We start from the raw sequence: 17,751 nt of genomic DNA on the forward strand, positions 1-17,751 counted from the left end.
CACTTAAAAAATAAAAAATAGGCACTGGGGAAGCAGTTCCCCAATACCCAGTTTTAAAGTAATCTAAAACTCTAGCAGTAATCTCAAAACAGACTAAGTTGAATACCCCCTACTTTATTGATACTGCTAGGAAAATCATGTATTTTGTTAATTGTGCTAGATGCAGAAGTTTGATAATCAATAGGTTTGATAGTCTTGACAATTTGAGAAATATCGCTAATCCATTTGATATTTTCAATGCTGCGACTAAACAATTTATCTACTATTCCTGGGTGAATGTGACATTCTTGAATACACCTTTCATCATCTAACCAAAAATCATCATCACTATCTTCACTACTCTCCTCATGAGATGACACCTCAGAAACATCTAAAGCAGCTTCATCCTCTTGTAAAATAGCATCAATTTCCTGCAAACGTTGGGAAATATCAGCAATCCTTTCTGTATGCGGAAAAGCTTGTCCTACAAGAGATTCAAGTCTAGCATTTTCAACTTGTGCATTTTCCAATTCTTCGTGCAATCTTGGCAGATATTCCGGTAATGAATCTATCAACGCATCAAGACTGATTAAAGGATGAGAACGCTGAAACTCAATACTTTCTCTTTTGTTGTTCATCACCCAGGGGAAATAATACTCATTTCCACAACATTTGATGTATATACCTAACTTATTATTACCAGGACGATAATAAGCATACACATCAAATCCTCGGTAATTAGCAATCTTTCTCGCAGAAGTATATTGATTCTGGAAAATCTCTTTACACTCCAGAGAGATTCGTCTAGAAATTTGCGCTGCTTCTATGTCCTTTAACATTGGCTTGATTATTTGCAAGTCCTCCTGAAGCAACTCAATCTTGCGTTTTAAATCTTGAATTTTGCGATTCCAGTTATCTATATTCCAACCCAAACTAAATTGTTGTCTTTGATGACTCCTTTGTTGAATGAGTAGAGAATTCAACTCACTACGCAAATTAGACTCCTCAATTAACAGAGAATTTCCTGTAGCCATTGACTTAATTTGAGCATAGGAATAAACCCCCTGATCACAATCTTCTACATTATCTAAATCCTCACCATTCAGGAATTTAGTCGTCATTTCCTGCTTCCACTGTAAAGTTTGCCATCTAAGGGCATCCAGGCGTTCCGTAACATACCTAAATATCCAAACGAAAGGCAACGTAGAACCCATTAATTCCCCGTTTCCTTGTCTAATACCTCTCCCCTCTCGTTGAGTTAAGTCAGAAGGTCGCCAAGGGGCATCTAGGTGGTGTATAGCCCATAATCCGCGACGGTGGACATTGCAACCTGTACCTAATTTCTTTGTACTTCCCAGTAGAATACGCACCTGACCAGAATCAACTAACTCAAACAGTTTAGTCCGTTTAGATTTGTTGAAATCATGAACAAAGGCAATTTGTGATTCTGGAATACCTAATGCTATAAACAGCATTTTCAAATACAAATAAGTGCTGTATTTATCTGGTTTAGGAATACTAGCATCACAGAATATTAACTGAGTTCCCTTGACATTATTTGTTAGCTTCCAAATTTGCCAACTATTCCAAACACACTCATGTAACTTGCTGGTATCTGCTTCTTTAGTTTCTCCCAATAAGCGCATAGTTAAAGCAGCTTTTGTGAGATCCGTTGTTACCTTCAGCATATTATCAATGCTAGGTGCAACCTGCCGAGTGTAAATTTTCTCAGCCCTTTTGAGAGCTTCCCTCAGAAATTGTAATTGTGCTGGAGATGGTTCTACAACAACATCAATAAACTTAGGTTTTGGACGTTTTAAAACATCACCAATGTTATCATTTGTGCGGAGGTCAACAAATTGATCCATTAGCCCTCGGAGAGCTTGGATATTGCAGAAACTCTTAAACCGAGTTACTACTTTGTATTTACCACTCGCAGTAACTTCAGCAGAAGAAGTAGGTTCTGCAAATTGACTAGCCCATTCATCGAAAGTTTCTATTCCCAATTCTCGTAATTTAGGAAGTTGAAACATCCGCATCCAGTTAAATAATTCTGCCATAGTATTAGACAGAATTGTACCCGTTGCACCAATTACTTTTCCTGTGAATTGGGAACAAGTTTCTGTGAGCATATCTCCCAGAGTATGCAGAATCTTCATGTACGTATCACTAGCACGTTGACTCCAATTATTGGGAATACCTCTGATGTTGTACATTTTGGTGATGATAGATAAATTCTTAAATTCATGAATCTCATCTATCACCAACATATCTGTCAAATTATCAAAATCAATGTGATTATCTTTTCTTGTTGATGCTGTTACCTTGTTAATTTTACTTTCTAGGCTTTTTAACGCCTTCTTTAGCTGTTTAGTGGTGATTCTGTTGTTGGATTCGTTTCTCAAGAAAGCTTGGAGAATTTCTTTTTCTTGATTGTGGAATGCTAATTGATAATCCTCCGATAATGCTAAACTGAAGAATTGGGAGTGAGTAATGATAGTGCAATCAAAATCTCCTGTTTGAATGGCAGCAGTGAAGATTTTTCTACCTTCGGCATCTAGCTTTTCAGGAACTAATAAGTTTGCCATTGGATAGAGATATCTAAAACTCTCTTCAATTTGCTTTTCAGTGCCATTCAACACAACTAACATTGGTTTTTTGGCTAATCCCAACCGCCGACATTCCATGATGGCAGAAATCATGGTATATGTTTTACCAAGTCCTACATCATGGGCTAGAAAAGTGGCATTTTCTTCAAGTATTCTAGAAACACCATCTAATTGCCAATAGTTTAACTGCACATGAGGATTACTACCTGGAAGTTGGAGGTAATTACCATTGTATTTTCGGGCAGAGAAAACATTGATTTGTGTGTTGTAATATGTATACAATTCCACACATCTTTGTTGATTTTCCCAAATCCAATTTCTAAAGGCAGATTTGATTAATTCTAATTTAGCTCTGGCTTCTTCTGTCGCTTCATTAGAGGCTACAGTATTGATGGTATCCTTGCTTGCGTAAATAATGATTCTGGGGTCTTGACGATTTAATCCTTTTTCTAGAAGTTTGGCACTGTCAATGTAACTTGTGCCATATTCTGTAATATCGTCAGAATTTTCCCCTACAGTCCAAAAAGATGTGCTGGATGAAGTAATGTGAGATATCGTTACTTTTATTTTCAATATCTCTTTCGCAAACTGCTGGTAAATTTCTGGTTTAATCCAGTTTGTACCTAGCATTATGTGAATTTTCTTGTTCAAGATTTTATCTTTTTGGGAATCTGTGAGAGAATTCCAATCAATATTCGATGTTTCTAGACAAGCAAGTTTGATATCTTCTGTAGCATCGGGAAGCATTGGTAATGGTTGAACTGCTTTAAGTGCTTCTATGTTTTTTGGTAAATTAACTGCGATCGCTTCTTGCAGTTTTCTGTAAACGTTACCAGATAAATATTGAGCCGCGAGTTCCCATTTCTGGCCAATTGGATTATAAAAGATGAGATTATCAGCATCGAGTTGTTGAATAATTTCCTCTGGAGTCAGGTGGCTAATTTCTGAGATATAATCCAAATCTAAGCAACCTTTGATATTCAGAGAATGGGTTAAAGCATCTTGGGCTGAATTGACTTTTGTGGGAGCAGAATATGAGCGACAGACTCGTTTAGAGAAAATATCAGCTAATTTGTAATTGCTCTTTTCTAGAGTCCTGACTAAATAATAGTTGGGGTCTTTCCCTAGATGTATTAGGTTGTACTTGCTATTGATTCTCCCCCATTTACGAATGAATGAGTTGTAGCTGTTTTTTAGTTCTTGTTGAAGTTGTGTTAATTCCTCATCATTTACTGTTTGTTGGGCATTGATGACTTTTATTAAACAACTACGTAGCTGCCAAAAATCCTCAATTCTATTTCTCTCTACTGTTTCTACTAAAACTAAATGGCTTTTCGCTCTTTGATAAATTTGATTTTCATGAATACAAAAAGCCATTTCTTTAATATGTTGCAGTTCAGGTGGAACTAATAGTAGTTCTTCACCTTGCTTTCTAGGAAAGTAGTTAACATTTAAAGGTATTTTACACAATGCTTCAGATAAATCTCTACCATCATCTAAAAGAGCAAAACCTTCACCGTACATTTTATTAATGCTTGGTGTACCTAGTAATTGATGTACATGAGGATAGATTCTCTGTTGTAAATGTGTGTATTGGGGAGATTTTCGTAGTTGGTCTTGATAATATTTATCAAAACTTCTGCCTTGAAATTCACTCAAGAAATATTCGTTGAGATGAGCTTTAGTTTTATCACCTTCATTACCCCAATCTTGAGGAACAATTTGTACTTCTTGAGTATTTATCCATTTTGATGTATTAGCATGACGAGGATTTTTTACTCTTTGAAAGATTAGCAGAATGGGGCTAACTTGAGTTCTAGCTATGGTGTTAAATACTCCACTGGGAAGTCTTACGGCTGTTACCAGTTCTAGTTTTTGCCCTAACCAAGCTCGAAACTTTTGAGAACTGGGAGCATCTAAAGTGTATGTAGAAGTAATGACGGCAATTAACCCCTCTTCTCTCACTAAGTCGGCAGATTTGGCAAGAAAATAGTTATGAATGCTGACTCCGAGAAAGTTATATTTTGAGTCATTTACTCCATAGTCACCAAAGGGAAAATTCCCACATACCAAATCAAAATATCCTTCTGGGAAGCTAACTTGTTCAAAACCCTGATTATAGATTTTAGCTTCGGGATATAAATGTTTGGCTATGGTAGCGGGTGTTTTATCTAATTCTATTCCAAATAGTTTTGAATTACACCTGATATCCTCTGGCATGAGTCCAAAGAATAAACCAGTACCGCAAGCTGGTTCTAATATTCTGCCTTCTGTAAATCCTATGCGTGATAGCATTTCCCAAATACTACGGATAATTTTAGGTTCTGTATAATGGGCATTTAATATGCTACTGGCAGCGTTATTAAATTCGTTTTGTTCCAGTAAAGTTAGCAATTCTTTTTGTGCTTTAGCAACCCATCTGGTTTGTGGATTTAAGCTAAATATTTCTGGTAAACAACCCCATCCGTTAAATTTTGCTAATGTTTGTAGTTGTTCTTGGGTGGGAGTGGTGTTGAGATTTTGCAGGGTAATAATTGCCTGTTTGTTGTTTTCCCACCTTTGTTGGGGTGTGGTTTTTAATTCTGATTCTATTGTTGAATTGATTGTAAACATATTCCATTACCAAAAAATAGTTTTGGTAATGGGCGCATAGCGCAAAGTTACGATTTAAATATGTTATAGATATTCGTATTCAAGTGAAGTATAAGCAGTAATAATTGAACGCAGATGGACGCAGATAAACGCAGATTATTTGGTAATTCATTAGACTAGGAAATGCTATATGTGCATCTTTAAAGTAAAGTGATATTAGAGAAAAAATATAGCTTACCTTAATCAGTAAGCCATATCATTTATAAATATTTTGTGAATATTTATGGTTGAACAATTTACATTGACAGCTTGAAAAGCTTAATAATTTGAATGTGAGACAGTATTAGATATGCCTCCAAAAGTTCTTACTAATAGTTTTCAAGCTGATAACTTTCCTGTTATTAACAGATTCTGCTGTATTTTCACCTTGAACAGATTCAGTTTCCAATAAAGAGTTTAGTAGTGATAGTTGATGGTCTACGTCTCCTACATGACGGTATATTAATGATGGTATTATTTTCATACCCAAAGGTGTGGGGACAATTTTGAGATATTGGTTTAATGTCTCTAAATAATTACTATTTGCAAATTGTCTTTCAGCTACATAAGGGCGTAATATTTCTAGTAATTGAATAGCTCTTTTGATTTCCGAAGAATCAGAATTATTATCAATTTGAGCTTGGCTTTCTCGGTAGCCTTTCATTTTTTTATCAGCAACGAGATTGTTGAATTTAGAAACTGCTTTTTGATAGTTACCACAAGCATGAACTTTCTGCTGAGATTTGTATCCTACTCGACCCCATTCAACAGTTAAATTTCCTTGCTCAACTTTGGCACTCCAGAACTTATTACTATTCTGGGCAGCATCTACAAATACCAAATATATTTCCATAATTGGACTGTTGATATTTAATGGTGTTTATACGCTAAACATTTGAACAGGACTTACGTAAAAACTTAGCGGTAATATTGGCAAGCATACAGCTATACCACGCCAGTTATCAGTTATATGAATTGGCGTTATTGATGAATAGGATGATTTTTCTTCGTGCAAATTTGTAAAGTTGCAAAAAATCTAAATTTACACTTACCCAATCATCTTTTATTCCCTATTGATGTAATGTGCGTAAATTACCGCTACGCAAGAACAAAGTTCTCAGTTATTTCGTAAGTCCTATTGAGTTGGTGATAAAAGTGATAAAATAGCGATCGCTCTTCGGTTTCACGGGTAATATTGGTATTGGGTACAGTGATAGGATACTTACTCACCAAGGCCATTGTGTGTACCTGCAACCAGGCGATCGCTCTTCGCTCTTTTGTTGTGTACTAATTAGTACGAAACCTAGAAGTACGAAGACTCCTCTTAGAAACCTGTACAGAACTAGAAGCTGGTCGTGCCACCTTTGACCACGACTGCATCCGTTCAACAGCAGCAGCATCTTGAACAGCTAAAGGTGTAATATTTTGCTGGCAATTTTCTAAGTCAGCTAGTGTTACCTGCTGCGGTCTTCCTTCATCGAAAGCTAATAGTGCAGCTTCTGAGGCCAGAGTTTCTAATTCAGCACCGCTAAACTTGCTGGTACTAGCAGCGATCGCTTCCAAATACTCTTGGGGAACTTTTATACCGTATCTTTCTAGATGAATCTTGAGAATTTGACAGCGTTCTGGTTCTGTAGGTAGGTCAACAAAGAAATTTTCGTCAAACCGTCCTTTGCGCTTGAACTCAATCGGTAAAGCAGTTGGGTCATTACAGGTTGCCACCACAAACACCCCTGCTGTACACTCAGACATGAACGTGAGGATATTTCCTAAAATTCTTTGTGAAACTCCAGAAGTATCGCCGTTAGCGGAAAGTGCTTTCTCTACTTCATCAATCCACAGGACACAGGGAGCGATCGCTTCAGCCGTACTGAGTGCGCGGCGGACATTACCTTCAGATTCTCCCACCAGACTACCCAGCATTGAGGCTATGTCTAGTTGCAACAATGGAAGATTAAGGATAGTTGCAATATTCTTCGCTACTATTGATTTACCTGTACCCGGTGGTCCCGCTAATAGCACCCCTTTAGGTTGGGGTAAATTGAGCGATCGCGCTTCTTGGGAAAACAACCGACGACGACGTTGCAACCAATCCCGCAGCAAATCCAGACCCCCAAAAGGTATTGTTGTGGGTTTACCCAATTCGATACCCATTTGAGCCAATAGCCGGGTTTTGTATTCGACCACTAAGGCAATGATTGTACCATCAATCACAATGCCTTGGGAAGTTAGGCGTTCTTTCACAGTTAGCCGGAGAAAGTCGCTAATTTCTTCCAGTGTCAAACCTAATGCTGCTCTTGCTAAGGTTTCTTTATCTTCAGTCGTCAGAGAAACTGTAAAATTCACCTCTTGCTCACTGGCAGATTCTTGTAAATATAGCAGATATGATGCTAAATGGTCTTGAATTTGCTCAATGCTCGGTAAAGGAACTTCACAGCAAGGAATGAGCCTCAGTAAAGATTCATGCAATTGAATATTTTGACCCAGAAGTACAATGCGCTTTTCAGTTGGTTTGAGACGATGATACAAGTTTTTGACTCTGGTGAGAACTTCCCAACTTAATTGCAGGGAGTTTTTACCCACAAAGGGGTGAACATCTCCCAGAATGAAAACCCCATTCCCCTCAAAATTGCTGATGTACTCAAATACGTGTATTAGCGGGTCTATGTGAGGAGGCTTTTTATAAGTCTCAACTGATTTGAATACCAGTCCACCGTCGTCAGCAATCAGACATTGTTCTAAGCTGGACACTCCTAAATTCCAGAAATACACAGGACTATTCAGTTTGTCCATGACTTCAGTAGTTAACCATTGAATAATGGTTGCTTCTTCAGGAGATAGAACCTCTAAAGCCACAATGGGTATTTGAGAGTCAATGGTGGTAATTAGGTTTGATAATTTCATGGTTGTGAATAAGAAATTTTGTTTGTTCCCCAGTGAAAATGTATTGATGAAATAGCAAAGCTTGTTTAGGTGAAGGGTAATGAGGAGAGGAAGGAATATTGAAGATATCTTCCCCCTCCCTGGTTTGAGTTTATTGATGCAGTCGGTGTTGATGGGTGTTAGTGCTACGAAGCTGTTGATGGGATTCGGGTTTGTAAGTGCGTAGTTCACCGCCGTAGGCATCGCCCTGTACCATCCCCAAAGCTTCCTCAAAAGGTTGGGTTGCTTCTAGACAGGACAATCCCTCAAATCCTTCAGCTTCTATTTTTACTTCACCTGTAGCAGTGTCAAAATGTATCAATATTGCCCTTTCCATAAATTATCTCCGTACTTGCTGAGTTTGTTGATGTGCTGAGAATGCAAGACGTAAGGTATGTACCTGACCCTTGGTTTCTTCTGTGATGGTGCATTCTCCTAGCTGTTCTTGTAACTGTGCTGCTTTAGCGCGAACCATGTTTTTACCGTAGGCTTGCATGAGGGTATGAGAAAAGAAGTTTTCTCCCAGTCGGGGTACGGTTTCATAGGCATCGTGGATGATTTGATACACCTTTACTTCTTGATCCCACAGAAACCCGATATCTGCGCGGGCATTTAAAGTATGACCAGGGACAACAATCTCTGCACTTTTGCCTTCAGAGTCGTCGTAATAACCTTTGAGCAATTGTGGTTTCTCATAAATTTGCACGGTAAGCTGCAAATCTTGTAGAGCATCAACTAAACATTCACGATTAGTTAATTTTGTGGTGACAGTTGAGAAATGTGACATCTTAGTTACTGTGAATTGGGAAATTAATACTGATAAACAGGGAAGCAAACAGTTGCTATTACTTCCTCTCTTAATTGCGTAGCAAGTGTATGAGGTGTATTATTCTCATCTACACCTCACACTTCGCGTTTGTTCAAAGATGATACAGACAGGTTTTTCTACCGAAGTTTGAGAGACATGGCTGTAGCTTTGCTTAACCCCATACCCTCATCACTTGCTAATCTTTGAAGATGACGTTGTTCATCCAGCAGCTTGGCGTAAATTTCGTCCATTTTTCCCTCTAATTGAGAACGTCCCTGTGAATCAAGCCTTTTGGCATCTACAGAAGCGTTTTCGAGAATGTCTTCTAGATGAGTCATCATTTGTTCCAGACTGCTACCTGCTTCAAAACTGGCGTTACCCAAAAGCATTTGCACTTTCTTGAAATGACGTTCCATTTTCTTTTTGAAGTTAACTGGCTTGCGTCCTGGCTCCCAATTGCTCAAATCTTCGAGTAATTGCGCTGCTAGTTGTTCGCCACCTGCGATCGCCGATTCTCTGAGTGTTTGTTCTAAATTGGTGTCATACTGCTCGATAAATCGAGTTATTTGCTGCAAACATTCAGCTTGTTGTTCTGACAATTGCTCACTAATAGCAGGAATAATCACAGGACGACCAATTATTACTTGTAAGTAGTCTTCTAGTTCCTCTAAACAGGGAAAAGCTTTTACTAAGTTTTGCTTAACTTCTTGTTGTTGTTCTCCAGATAACTGCCAAGCATTCAGTGAGAGGAATTTATCAATCCGTTCTTGATAATCTGTGTAACCTTCGTCATACTCTTCTCTCAATTGGGTGCGTAAAGTAGGGGCAATATTATCTCGAATTTCGATTAATTGACTCCAGACTATGGGTGCTAAATCTATGGAACAAATCCAATCACCATTGTCATAATTCATCCATTCTTGGACTGAAGCAATTTCTTGTCTTAATTTGTTTGCGGCTTCATCTAAAGCTTTAAAAACTTTGATGCCCTTTAAACCAACTTCAGAAGTTGTAACTTTTACTAAGTCTGATTCTTGCTCATTTTGGGACGTTTTAAGAACATCTGCCCATTTTGGAGCATTGCTTTTGGTGGTTTTCTTTAACTGGATTTTGAAACGGATGCGTGTTTTGTTTAATTTGGAGAAGTTGTATCTTTCAACAACAGCGTTTTGGAGGAAGGTTTCATTTGAGTTGGGAATGACTGCTTGTAGCATATTGTTTTGGAAGTTAAATTGTTTACTTCCAGAAAAGCGTTAGCTTTAAACTGATAGCTACACAAATTGATTCCCAAAATCTTTTTGCGTGTTAGGGAGTAAATGAGCAATCAAACAGAAAGTTATGCTAAGGCTGTAAGCCATACTGGATAATCATTCTGTCAATCAATATTTATTGGTAATTCTCAACATACCAATTAACCCAAAGTTTATTTGATCCACCATTTTACAATATAGTCATAATGACTTCAGATTACAAAAACTGGAGGCTTTCAAATGGTACAATTTTATCCATATCAATCAGAATGTTACCAGCAGGTTGTTAAATCCTTATTGTAACTTTATTGCTCATTTGATCCTGCATTGCAATAGTGCTAGGATATCAAACGTGGACTGTGTGTAGCTTTCGAGTTGTCGTTGCTGAAAACTACAACTTTACTACATTAGCCCTCTTTTTATACTCCTTTTTGAGTACAGTATTGTTACATAGTTCGTTTTTTTTACTCTGAGTTACTTATGAATAAATTTTGGATTAAAACTTTTTTGACTGTAATGTTAATTGAAACGCTGTTCGGTTGCACTCAAACATCTCCTACTCAAAAAACTGAACAAAATTCAACAACTCAAAATAGTACAAATATATCCTCAACACTATCTTTTAAAGGAGGATTAGTTATCAAAGGTGATTGGACGAAACCTGTCGGACATCCATGCGGTGTTATAGATGTAAAAAATGTTGCTACTAAGGGTACTGATGCTTATTTAAATCCTGCTATTCAAAAATTAAAAGTCGTTGTCAAAAACGCAAAGTCTGAAGTAGTGGCATTGGGGCAACCGAATGATGGCCAATTAATTAAATTGAATAATCAAACTGTCAATTATTGTTTATATCCAGTCACTATAAATAATTTACCGTCATCAGAGTTTTACACGGTTATTATTGGAAAATTGGAACAAACTTTTAGTAAAGAAGAAATACAGAAAGGCGATTCTTATATAATTACTGATAATGATACAATTGTAAATATGATTGTTAACTAATATTATTCATAATTAATATAGGGTTAGAGTCTGGATACCTGAATTTTAGGACATGATGTGTAGCAAATTTTCTACAATGGAAGTAATGGAGTCTGTTTTTAACTATGAAACATAAACGAGAAGTTATAGAGTCATTATTAGAGAGTTTGTCTATGCTAGAGACTTTTTATGATTCTCCAGATGTGATTTTCCGACACTTTTCACATTGGATGAAGAGTGTTAGATGTATCTTTAATGATACAGATATGAATGATGAATTAAATATTTGGAATAATGCAGTAAAAGGCTATCAATATTCAGACGATGGCTCTTTAGTTGTGGTTATGCAAATAGCAAAAGCTACTCTTATAGCTATTCTTAATAAATTAGAAACTACCGCAGTATTTAATACACCCTATCTTAATCATGAAGATGTGATAAATGCCTATAAAATGTCTAGTTTGTATGTAATACTTCATTGTTACGAAAATTCAGTTCGTTGTTTTATTGAACAAATACTTTCAAGAGAATTTGGAGATGATTGGTGGGAAAAGGCTAAAAATACAACCACAATAAAAAAAGTAAAAGACCGTAAAGATAAAGAAAAGAAAAACAACTGGATTTCTTCTAGAGGAGGTAGTTCACCTCTTCATTATATTGATTGGGGAGATTTAGTTACAATTATTAGAAATCATCAAGATTTATTCCTACCTTACATTGGAGACATTAAATTTATTGAAAATAGATTTGAACAATTAGAAGGTTTGCGACATATTATTGCTCATCATGGAGTGTTACCATCTGAGGATGATTTTCAAAGAATTTTTATTTCTTATAGAGATTGGTGTCGTCAAATAAAATGTTTGTATACATAAAACAGCTACAGATAATAGATATTTGATTATTCAAAGTATGGATAATACTGAATTTTTTTGTGTTAACTGAGATAAAATATTTTTCGTTGTAATATATACTTTTGAAAGCAAGTGCAGGAATTATTAAAATGTTAATATTTATGGGTTTTCTTTTGTTTTCTCTTGTATTTGAAGTATTTGTTTTTGTTATTATATTACCCATTATTCAAAGGATAACCAGTAAAGAAATACCATCTGATGATCTTACTATTTTATCATTAATATTATTAATTCCTTCATTATGGATATATATTCAGATAGTTTTGCTTACTAGAGGAGAGATAGAACAAATACAATATAATATATCTAATTTATTCCCTTCAAATGCTATAGAATTAAGTCTTCAATATAATACTCCTCTTCTTATATTTTATATTTTTTTACTATTGATAGTATCAATATTTTTGTATTCTAAGGTTAAATATTTTAGAAAAAATCTAATCACTAAACTGCTATTTATATTAATTGTTTCTTATAATTTGTATAACGTACCATTTAATATAATTGATATTCATAATAAAAAGGATGCTTCTTTAAGTAATCTACCGAACCCCTCTCCTCAACGCAAAAAGATTACAACTGCAACTTTAGTTAAAAACTTAAATTCGGGACGTGGTTGGTATTACGGATTAGACATAACCTCAGATGGTAAGACTTTAGTTAGTGGAAATGAGGGTGGCATCGAAATCCTGAATCTTCAAACAGGAGAACCGAAATTTACTCTCACAAAGCATTCAGTTCTTTCGGTTGCTATTAGCCCAGATAGCAAAACTTTCGTCAGTGGAGGTCAAGACAAAACTATTAACATCTGGAATCTACAAACAGGAAAGTTAAAATCTACCCTTGTTGGTCATGATTCTAAAGTTTGGTCTGTAGCTATCACCCCGGATGGTAAGACCTTAATCAGTGGGAGTGCTGATGATACTATTAAAATCTGGGACTTGCAAACAGGAAAGTTAAAATTCACTCTCCCTGCTCACTTACGGATAGTTCGTTCTTTATTAATTAGTCCTGATGGAAAGACTTTGGTTACTGGAGGTGTTGATATTATTAAAATTTGGAACTTGCAGACAGGAAAGTTAAAAGCCACTCTGACTGGTCATTCTAATACGATTTTTTCTTTAGCAATTAGCTTGGATGGTAAGACACTGGTCAGTGGGAGTTGTGACGGAACTATCAAAATTTGGAATCTACAAACAGGAGAATTAAAATCTACACTTAGTGGACATCAGAACTGTACTTGGTCTGTAGCCATTAGCCCAAATGGTAAGACTTTGTTCAGTATAGGTGATGACAGCTATATCAAAATCTGGAACTTCCAAACAGGAGAGTTAGAGTCTAATCTCTATACTCATCCTAGTGCAGTTTTTTCCTTGTCCATAAGTCCCGATGGAAACACTTTAGTAAGCGGAGATTATGGAAATATCAGTATTTGGCGACTATTTTCTCAATGATTAATGTTGAAATTTTGCTGAAATAAAAACCATAACTGAACTACTGAAGTCTAGAGTAGTGTTTCTGAAATTACATTGTTTAAAAAGTATTGTTTTTTCGTTTTGTAATAGGTTAGCTCCTACCCCCAATGAGCAGAAGCCGTGTATTTTGATTTTATTCACAAATGGTATTTCTGCGTTTTCTTACTTCTCCTGTCTATTCCTCCACCAACAGAGCTTCTATTTGAGCCAGAAGTTTTTCCAAAGCTTTTTGCTTTTTAGGATTTTCCCAAACCTTCGCTTTTTGTAATTGCTTCGATGCTTCCTTATAACGATTCTTGAGTGAAGGTGGTTCTTGGTTTACCTGACGACTTGCCTTAATTCTTTCATTAATCTGAGTTAGTGATAAATTTTCTGCTATTGTCGCCTCCAAAAGTGCAGTTCGTTGTGCCAAATCTTTGACACGAGCGATCGCAGTAGCTTTGGTATATTCAATTTCACCCTTCCGCAAGGCTTCTAGTACATCTTCTGGCAGTTTCAGTAACGGGAGACGACTGCTAACAAAAGATTCCCAGGTGATCATTCCCAAGGCATCAAATACAGCTTCTATTGCTTCTGATTCTTCGTTACCCAAAACGTTTTGGGTAACTTTGCCTTTGGCTTCATTTTGCATTCGGTAGAGCAGTGAAATCACGTTATCCGTATCCTGATCTAACCGCAAACTTAAAAGCTGAAGAATACCTTCAGTCTCTTCGACTGGGTTCAAATCCTCTCGAACCAGGTTTTCAACTAGCGATAACTGCAAGGCTTCTCTATCGTTGAGTTTTCTAACAACAACAGGTACTTCTGTCAGCCCCACTTTGATAGCGGCTCGGTAGCGTCGCTCCCCTGCAACTAACTCATATTGTCCTGCTTCCAGAGGACGAACTAACAGAGGTTCTAAAATACCATGTTCTTTAACTGATATTACTAACTGTTCTAGCTTTTCCGCATCAAAGTAACGCCGGGGTTGAGAACTAGGCAGTTTTATAGACTCAATGCCAATTGTATGCGGATTGCTAATAGTATCTTCACTTGGGTAAACGCTATCTCCAAGCAATGCAGCTACTCCTTTCAAGCGGCTGGTATAGGGTTGGTCTTTTTTACTGGTATTCACTTCAGTTTTTCTAAACCTAGAGCTATTTTTTCTAACACATTAACGGCAGGATGTTTACGATTGAACAATGCTAAAGGCAATCGTGCTTCACTAGCATCGGCAAAGGCAATGGTTTTAGTAATTGGTGGGTAAACCGTGGCCAGGGGTGAGAGTTGTTCGGAAATAGCTTTTAAAGTTCTGCTTTCCTGAGCCGTGCGAGAATCATACATAGTCGGGATAAATCCGGCGATCGCCAAAGAACGATTTGCGGCTTTGCGGAGTGTCGCTACTGTATTTAATAGCAAGTCCGTTCCTTGAAAAGATTTGAATTGACATTGAATCGGAACTAAAACGTGAGTTGCTGCCACTAAGCTGATCACACTCAAAATACCCAAACTGGGAGGACAATCTATCAAAATAAAATCATATTTGTCCAGTACAGGAGCGATCGCATCTTTGAGGCGCATTTCTCGCATCAAGGCTGATACCAATTCTAGCTCGGCAGCACTTAAATTAATATTTGAGGGAGCTAAGGACAGTCCATGAATCTGTTCAGGATGTATAACTAAAGGTTCTTCTCCAACCACAGCTTCGTACACGGTGTTGGTGAGATTTTCTGGTTCTAGTCCCATGAATGTGGTTAAGCTGGCTTGGGGGTCCATGTCAATCAATAGCACCCGGTTAGGATGACGCTGCGCTAAATGATACCCCAAGTTCATTGTTAAAGTGCTTTTCCCCACACCGCCGGACTGGTTAAATAGCGCAATAATGCGACTCATGCAGTGTCTCCTTACAATCAAGTTTTTTACGAATTGATAATTGACAATTGACAATTGATAATTGTTTCATTCAAGGTTTAAAATCTCCTCTTTCCAGGGGTAACAATCCAAAAATTTCGCTTTCTCAATCCTTTTCCTTTAAGGGAGAGGTAATTGTCAATAGTTACAAACTGAAAATCAAAACATGGCTTATGCCACGTTATCAAGCAGTAACCATGTTTCACCTCCTGCCTTCTGCTGTATTAAACCACTTTTTAATAAAAAATTATCTGTCCACAGAAAAAAATACCTCTGGCATCAAGCCAGAAGTAAGATGATTAAAAGGGAATGTCAGAAATATTAGTATTCCGAGAATGTCCGTTGTTAGATGCTGTAGCTACACCAGCACCAACTAGCTGTTGAGTATTTTCCTGTGGTGTGGGTGGTTGAACAACAGGGGTAACAGTTGGTGTATGAGTGCGATTACCAGCAGTAGTGCAGATGAAGTTGCGGATAACTAAGGTAGTTTTCTTTTCCTTATATCCTTTACTGCTATCTACTACGTTAAGATCCAGATAGCCGATAGCGATACCAGTGGCATTAATTCCAGATTCAGCTATAGAAACTGCTGCTGCTCCCTTGGTTCTGTAAGGAATTGTGTCTTCTACTACGCCATCTTTTGAATAGTAGGAGAAAGTACATTCACCATAGACAATCTTGACACCTTGACTGTCAAAAGCTTCATCAATAGTGAGCAGTCGAATGGTTTGGGTTGAGTTAATCATGGTTTATCCTTGTGATGAAATTGTCAATTGTTCATAAATATTGCGCTTTGCGCTTTTTACCCAAAACATCCCACAGACAAAAGTGATGCTGCGGGATGTATTGACTGGCTAGAAGTTGGCGTTAATTATGGAATCTTGGTCTTCACCAGTTTCATTTGAGTCTTTGCGTTGAGCAGAACTGATAAGTTCCAAATTGTTGACACGAATGATGGGTTTTTGTCTGGGTTCGTTGGTATTTTTGTCTATCCATCTGTCAAAGACTATTTCACCAGTGATCCCAATAGTTGAACCTTTTTGAACCCAGTCTGCTGCAACTTGAGCGATATTTCCCCAAAGTTCTAAATCAAACCAAAGGGGAGTTTCACTTCTGTAGGGAGGTTTAACAGCAAGGGTCAAGGATGTTTTCATTGCACCTGATTCAAAATAGCGAATTTCAGGTGTTTGACCAACGCGACCAACTAAATCAACTTTATTGATGTATTGCTGAGTCATATTATTTTCCTTGGATAATCAATTTTTTCACTGTATTAGCGCGATAGCGCATTTTCGGTTATGCAACCAAATGAATGATTTGGTGCTAATTTGGTGCTGTTATTGGATACAGCCCAGTGTCAAATTTGATTGCGCCTAGCGCATTGATTACTGGTTGTATTGGGGAAAAACTGCATAAAAAAATAACCCCAAATCTGCTGGAGATTTGAGGCTGATGAGTATTACAAAACTTGTTCTTTGGTTACTAAACCATGCAATTTGGTTAATAATTTCTCTTCTTTCATGCGAGAGAAACCAGGGACTTTGTGCAATTTCGCTAACTCCCTTAGTCTTTTTAAAGTTAGTGTTTGTAAATCTTCCAAACTTGCTAACTCTGGAGAATTGGGAATATTGGTGATTTCTGAGGAAGAGTGATCAGGTGTAGGAGAATCAGTTGAATCGGTGATAATTTCTGCTGTGTTTTCAGCAATAATATCTTTACTGTCACCATTATGACTTTCATCTAGTAGGGAAGTAGATTCAGATGATTCTGGAAGAGCGATCGCCTCAACTACTGAGTTATCCTCAATCTCTTCGTTTAGGGTAGTTACTGTATTAGCACTATCTTCACTAGGAGTATCATCTGGTGGTGTAATAGATTCAGATGATTCTGGAAGAGCGATCACCTCAAATACTGAGTTATCCTCAATCTCTTCGTTTACGGTAGGTACTGTATTAGCACCATCTTCACTAGGAGTATCCTCTGTTGAGGAAGTGATTTCAGTGGGTGAAGTAATCGCATTATTACTGCTGAGGTTAGGCGTTTCTGTTTCCCCGCTTGTGTCACCAAGAATTTGCTCAATAGTGGCTACAGTGGGTTCTTTCAAAACTGTAATTCTGTGAAAATTTCCCACCTTCCTAACTGAGATTCTTGCCCCAGCCGTGCGGAGTTTTGTTGTCAAGTCGTTGAGCAGGAGAAATGCTACATCCAATTGACGGTAATTATTGATAATGGCACTCATGGTTTTTTGTTTGATTTAGTTCACCACAAGAGCGCATAGCGCAATCCTTT

General features: G+C 37.3%; 15 protein-coding genes. 3 read left to right on the forward strand and 12 right to left on the reverse strand.

From position 1 onward, the window contains the following. Positions 1 to 83 precede the first annotated feature (83 nt). From PN497_RS08775 to PN497_RS08805, 7 genes are all read right to left on the reverse strand, one after another. The gene (locus PN497_RS08775; RefSeq protein ID WP_096573061.1) at positions 84 to 5,201 is read right to left on the reverse strand and encodes a DEAD/DEAH box helicase family protein; all 5,118 of its coding nucleotides are present in this window, start codon (positions 5,199 to 5,201) and stop codon (positions 84 to 86) included. Between the two features lie 322 nt (positions 5,202 to 5,523). Next, positions 5,524 to 6,072 carry a WGR domain-containing protein gene (locus PN497_RS08780; protein ID WP_096573060.1) on the reverse strand — a complete coding sequence of 183 codons (549 nt, stop codon included), beginning with the start codon at positions 6,070 to 6,072 and terminating at the stop codon, positions 5,524 to 5,526. A 245-nt stretch (positions 6,073 to 6,317) separates the two neighbouring features. Beyond that, the gene (locus tag PN497_RS08785) at positions 6,318 to 6,473 is read right to left on the reverse strand and encodes a hypothetical protein (protein ID WP_272109944.1); all 156 of its coding nucleotides are present in this window, start codon (positions 6,471 to 6,473) and stop codon (positions 6,318 to 6,320) included. Positions 6,474 to 6,506: 33 nt separating this feature from the next. Then, complete coding sequence (locus PN497_RS08790) at positions 6,507 to 8,123, reverse strand: AAA family ATPase (RefSeq protein WP_096573059.1); 1,617 nt, start codon at positions 8,121 to 8,123, stop codon at positions 6,507 to 6,509. 130 nt (positions 8,124 to 8,253) lie between these two features. After that, positions 8,254 to 8,478, reverse strand: a complete 225-nt coding sequence (locus tag PN497_RS08795) for a DUF2997 domain-containing protein (protein WP_096573058.1) — start codon at positions 8,476 to 8,478, stop codon at positions 8,254 to 8,256. Positions 8,479 to 8,481: 3 nt separating this feature from the next. After that, positions 8,482 to 8,928, reverse strand: coding sequence for a DUF1257 domain-containing protein (locus PN497_RS08800; RefSeq protein ID WP_096573057.1), 447 nt, complete (start codon positions 8,926 to 8,928; stop codon positions 8,482 to 8,484). Between the two features lie 158 nt (positions 8,929 to 9,086). Next, entirely contained in the window at positions 9,087 to 10,163 is a 1,077-nt protein-coding gene (locus PN497_RS08805; RefSeq protein ID WP_096573056.1) for a hypothetical protein, read from the reverse strand. 516 nt (positions 10,164 to 10,679) lie between these two features. On the opposite strand from PN497_RS08805, the gene PN497_RS08810 reads away from it, so the two are divergent. From PN497_RS08810 to PN497_RS08820, 3 genes are all read left to right on the forward strand, one after another. After that, a complete protein-coding gene (locus PN497_RS08810) occupies positions 10,680 to 11,204 on the forward strand; it encodes a hypothetical protein (RefSeq protein ID WP_096573055.1) in 525 nt (174 codons plus the stop codon). A gap of 104 nt (positions 11,205 to 11,308) precedes the next feature. Further along, entirely contained in the window at positions 11,309 to 12,058 is a 750-nt protein-coding gene (locus PN497_RS08815) for a Swt1 family HEPN domain-containing protein (protein WP_272109948.1), read from the forward strand. 101 nt (positions 12,059 to 12,159) lie between these two features. Then, positions 12,160 to 13,551, forward strand: a complete 1,392-nt coding sequence (locus PN497_RS08820) for a WD40 repeat domain-containing protein (RefSeq protein WP_272109950.1) — start codon at positions 12,160 to 12,162, stop codon at positions 13,549 to 13,551. A 196-nt stretch (positions 13,552 to 13,747) separates the two neighbouring features. On the opposite strand, the gene PN497_RS08825 is transcribed toward PN497_RS08820, so the two are convergent. The 5 genes from PN497_RS08825 to PN497_RS08845 form a co-directional block, all read right to left on the reverse strand. Continuing rightward, complete coding sequence (locus PN497_RS08825; protein ID WP_096573052.1) at positions 13,748 to 14,686, reverse strand: ParB/RepB/Spo0J family partition protein; 939 nt, start codon at positions 14,684 to 14,686, stop codon at positions 13,748 to 13,750. After that, positions 14,683 to 15,444 carry a ParA family protein gene (locus tag PN497_RS08830; protein WP_096573051.1) on the reverse strand — a complete coding sequence of 254 codons (762 nt, stop codon included), beginning with the start codon at positions 15,442 to 15,444 and terminating at the stop codon, positions 14,683 to 14,685. Before PN497_RS08830 ends, PN497_RS08825 begins: the two co-directional genes overlap by 4 nt. A gap of 317 nt (positions 15,445 to 15,761) precedes the next feature. After that, the gene (locus PN497_RS08835; protein ID WP_096573050.1) at positions 15,762 to 16,208 is read right to left on the reverse strand and encodes a hypothetical protein; all 447 of its coding nucleotides are present in this window, start codon (positions 16,206 to 16,208) and stop codon (positions 15,762 to 15,764) included. Positions 16,209 to 16,316: 108 nt separating this feature from the next. After that, on the reverse strand, positions 16,317 to 16,700 hold the full coding sequence (ssb, locus tag PN497_RS08840) for a single-stranded DNA-binding protein (protein ID WP_096573049.1): 384 nt from the start codon (positions 16,698 to 16,700) through the stop codon (positions 16,317 to 16,319). A gap of 221 nt (positions 16,701 to 16,921) precedes the next feature. After that, a complete protein-coding gene (locus tag PN497_RS08845) occupies positions 16,922 to 17,701 on the reverse strand; it encodes a hypothetical protein (RefSeq protein WP_096573048.1) in 780 nt (259 codons plus the stop codon). Positions 17,702 to 17,751: the final 50 nt, after the last annotated feature.

The sequence above is a fragment of the Sphaerospermopsis kisseleviana CS-549 genome, assembly GCF_028329225.1.
GTDB lineage: Bacteria > Cyanobacteriota > Cyanobacteriia > Cyanobacteriales > Nostocaceae > Sphaerospermopsis > Sphaerospermopsis kisseleviana.

Coding starts and splice junctions, on each gene's coding strand:
- PN497_RS08775 (WP_096573061.1), bottom strand. CDS start 5,201: ATGTTTACAATCAATTCAACAATAGAATCAGAATTAAAAACCACACCC.
- PN497_RS08780 (WP_096573060.1), bottom strand. CDS start 6,072: ATGGAAATATATTTGGTATTTGTAGATGCTGCCCAGAATAGTAATAAG.
- PN497_RS08790 (WP_096573059.1), bottom strand. CDS start 8,123: ATGAAATTATCAAACCTAATTACCACCATTGACTCTCAAATACCCATT.
- PN497_RS08795 (WP_096573058.1), bottom strand. CDS start 8,478: ATGGAAAGGGCAATATTGATACATTTTGACACTGCTACAGGTGAAGTA.
- PN497_RS08800 (WP_096573057.1), bottom strand. CDS start 8,928: ATGTCACATTTCTCAACTGTCACCACAAAATTAACTAATCGTGAATGT.
- PN497_RS08805 (WP_096573056.1), bottom strand. CDS start 10,163: ATGCTACAAGCAGTCATTCCCAACTCAAATGAAACCTTCCTCCAAAAC.
- PN497_RS08810 (WP_096573055.1), top strand. CDS start 10,680: ATGAATAAATTTTGGATTAAAACTTTTTTGACTGTAATGTTAATTGAA.
- PN497_RS08815 (WP_272109948.1), top strand. CDS start 11,309: ATGAAACATAAACGAGAAGTTATAGAGTCATTATTAGAGAGTTTGTCT.
- PN497_RS08830 (WP_096573051.1), bottom strand. CDS start 15,444: ATGAGTCGCATTATTGCGCTATTTAACCAGTCCGGCGGTGTGGGGAAA.
- PN497_RS08835 (WP_096573050.1), bottom strand. CDS start 16,208: ATGATTAACTCAACCCAAACCATTCGACTGCTCACTATTGATGAAGCT.
- ssb (WP_096573049.1), bottom strand. CDS start 16,700: ATGACTCAGCAATACATCAATAAAGTTGATTTAGTTGGTCGCGTTGGT.
- PN497_RS08845 (WP_096573048.1), bottom strand. CDS start 17,701: ATGAGTGCCATTATCAATAATTACCGTCAATTGGATGTAGCATTTCTC.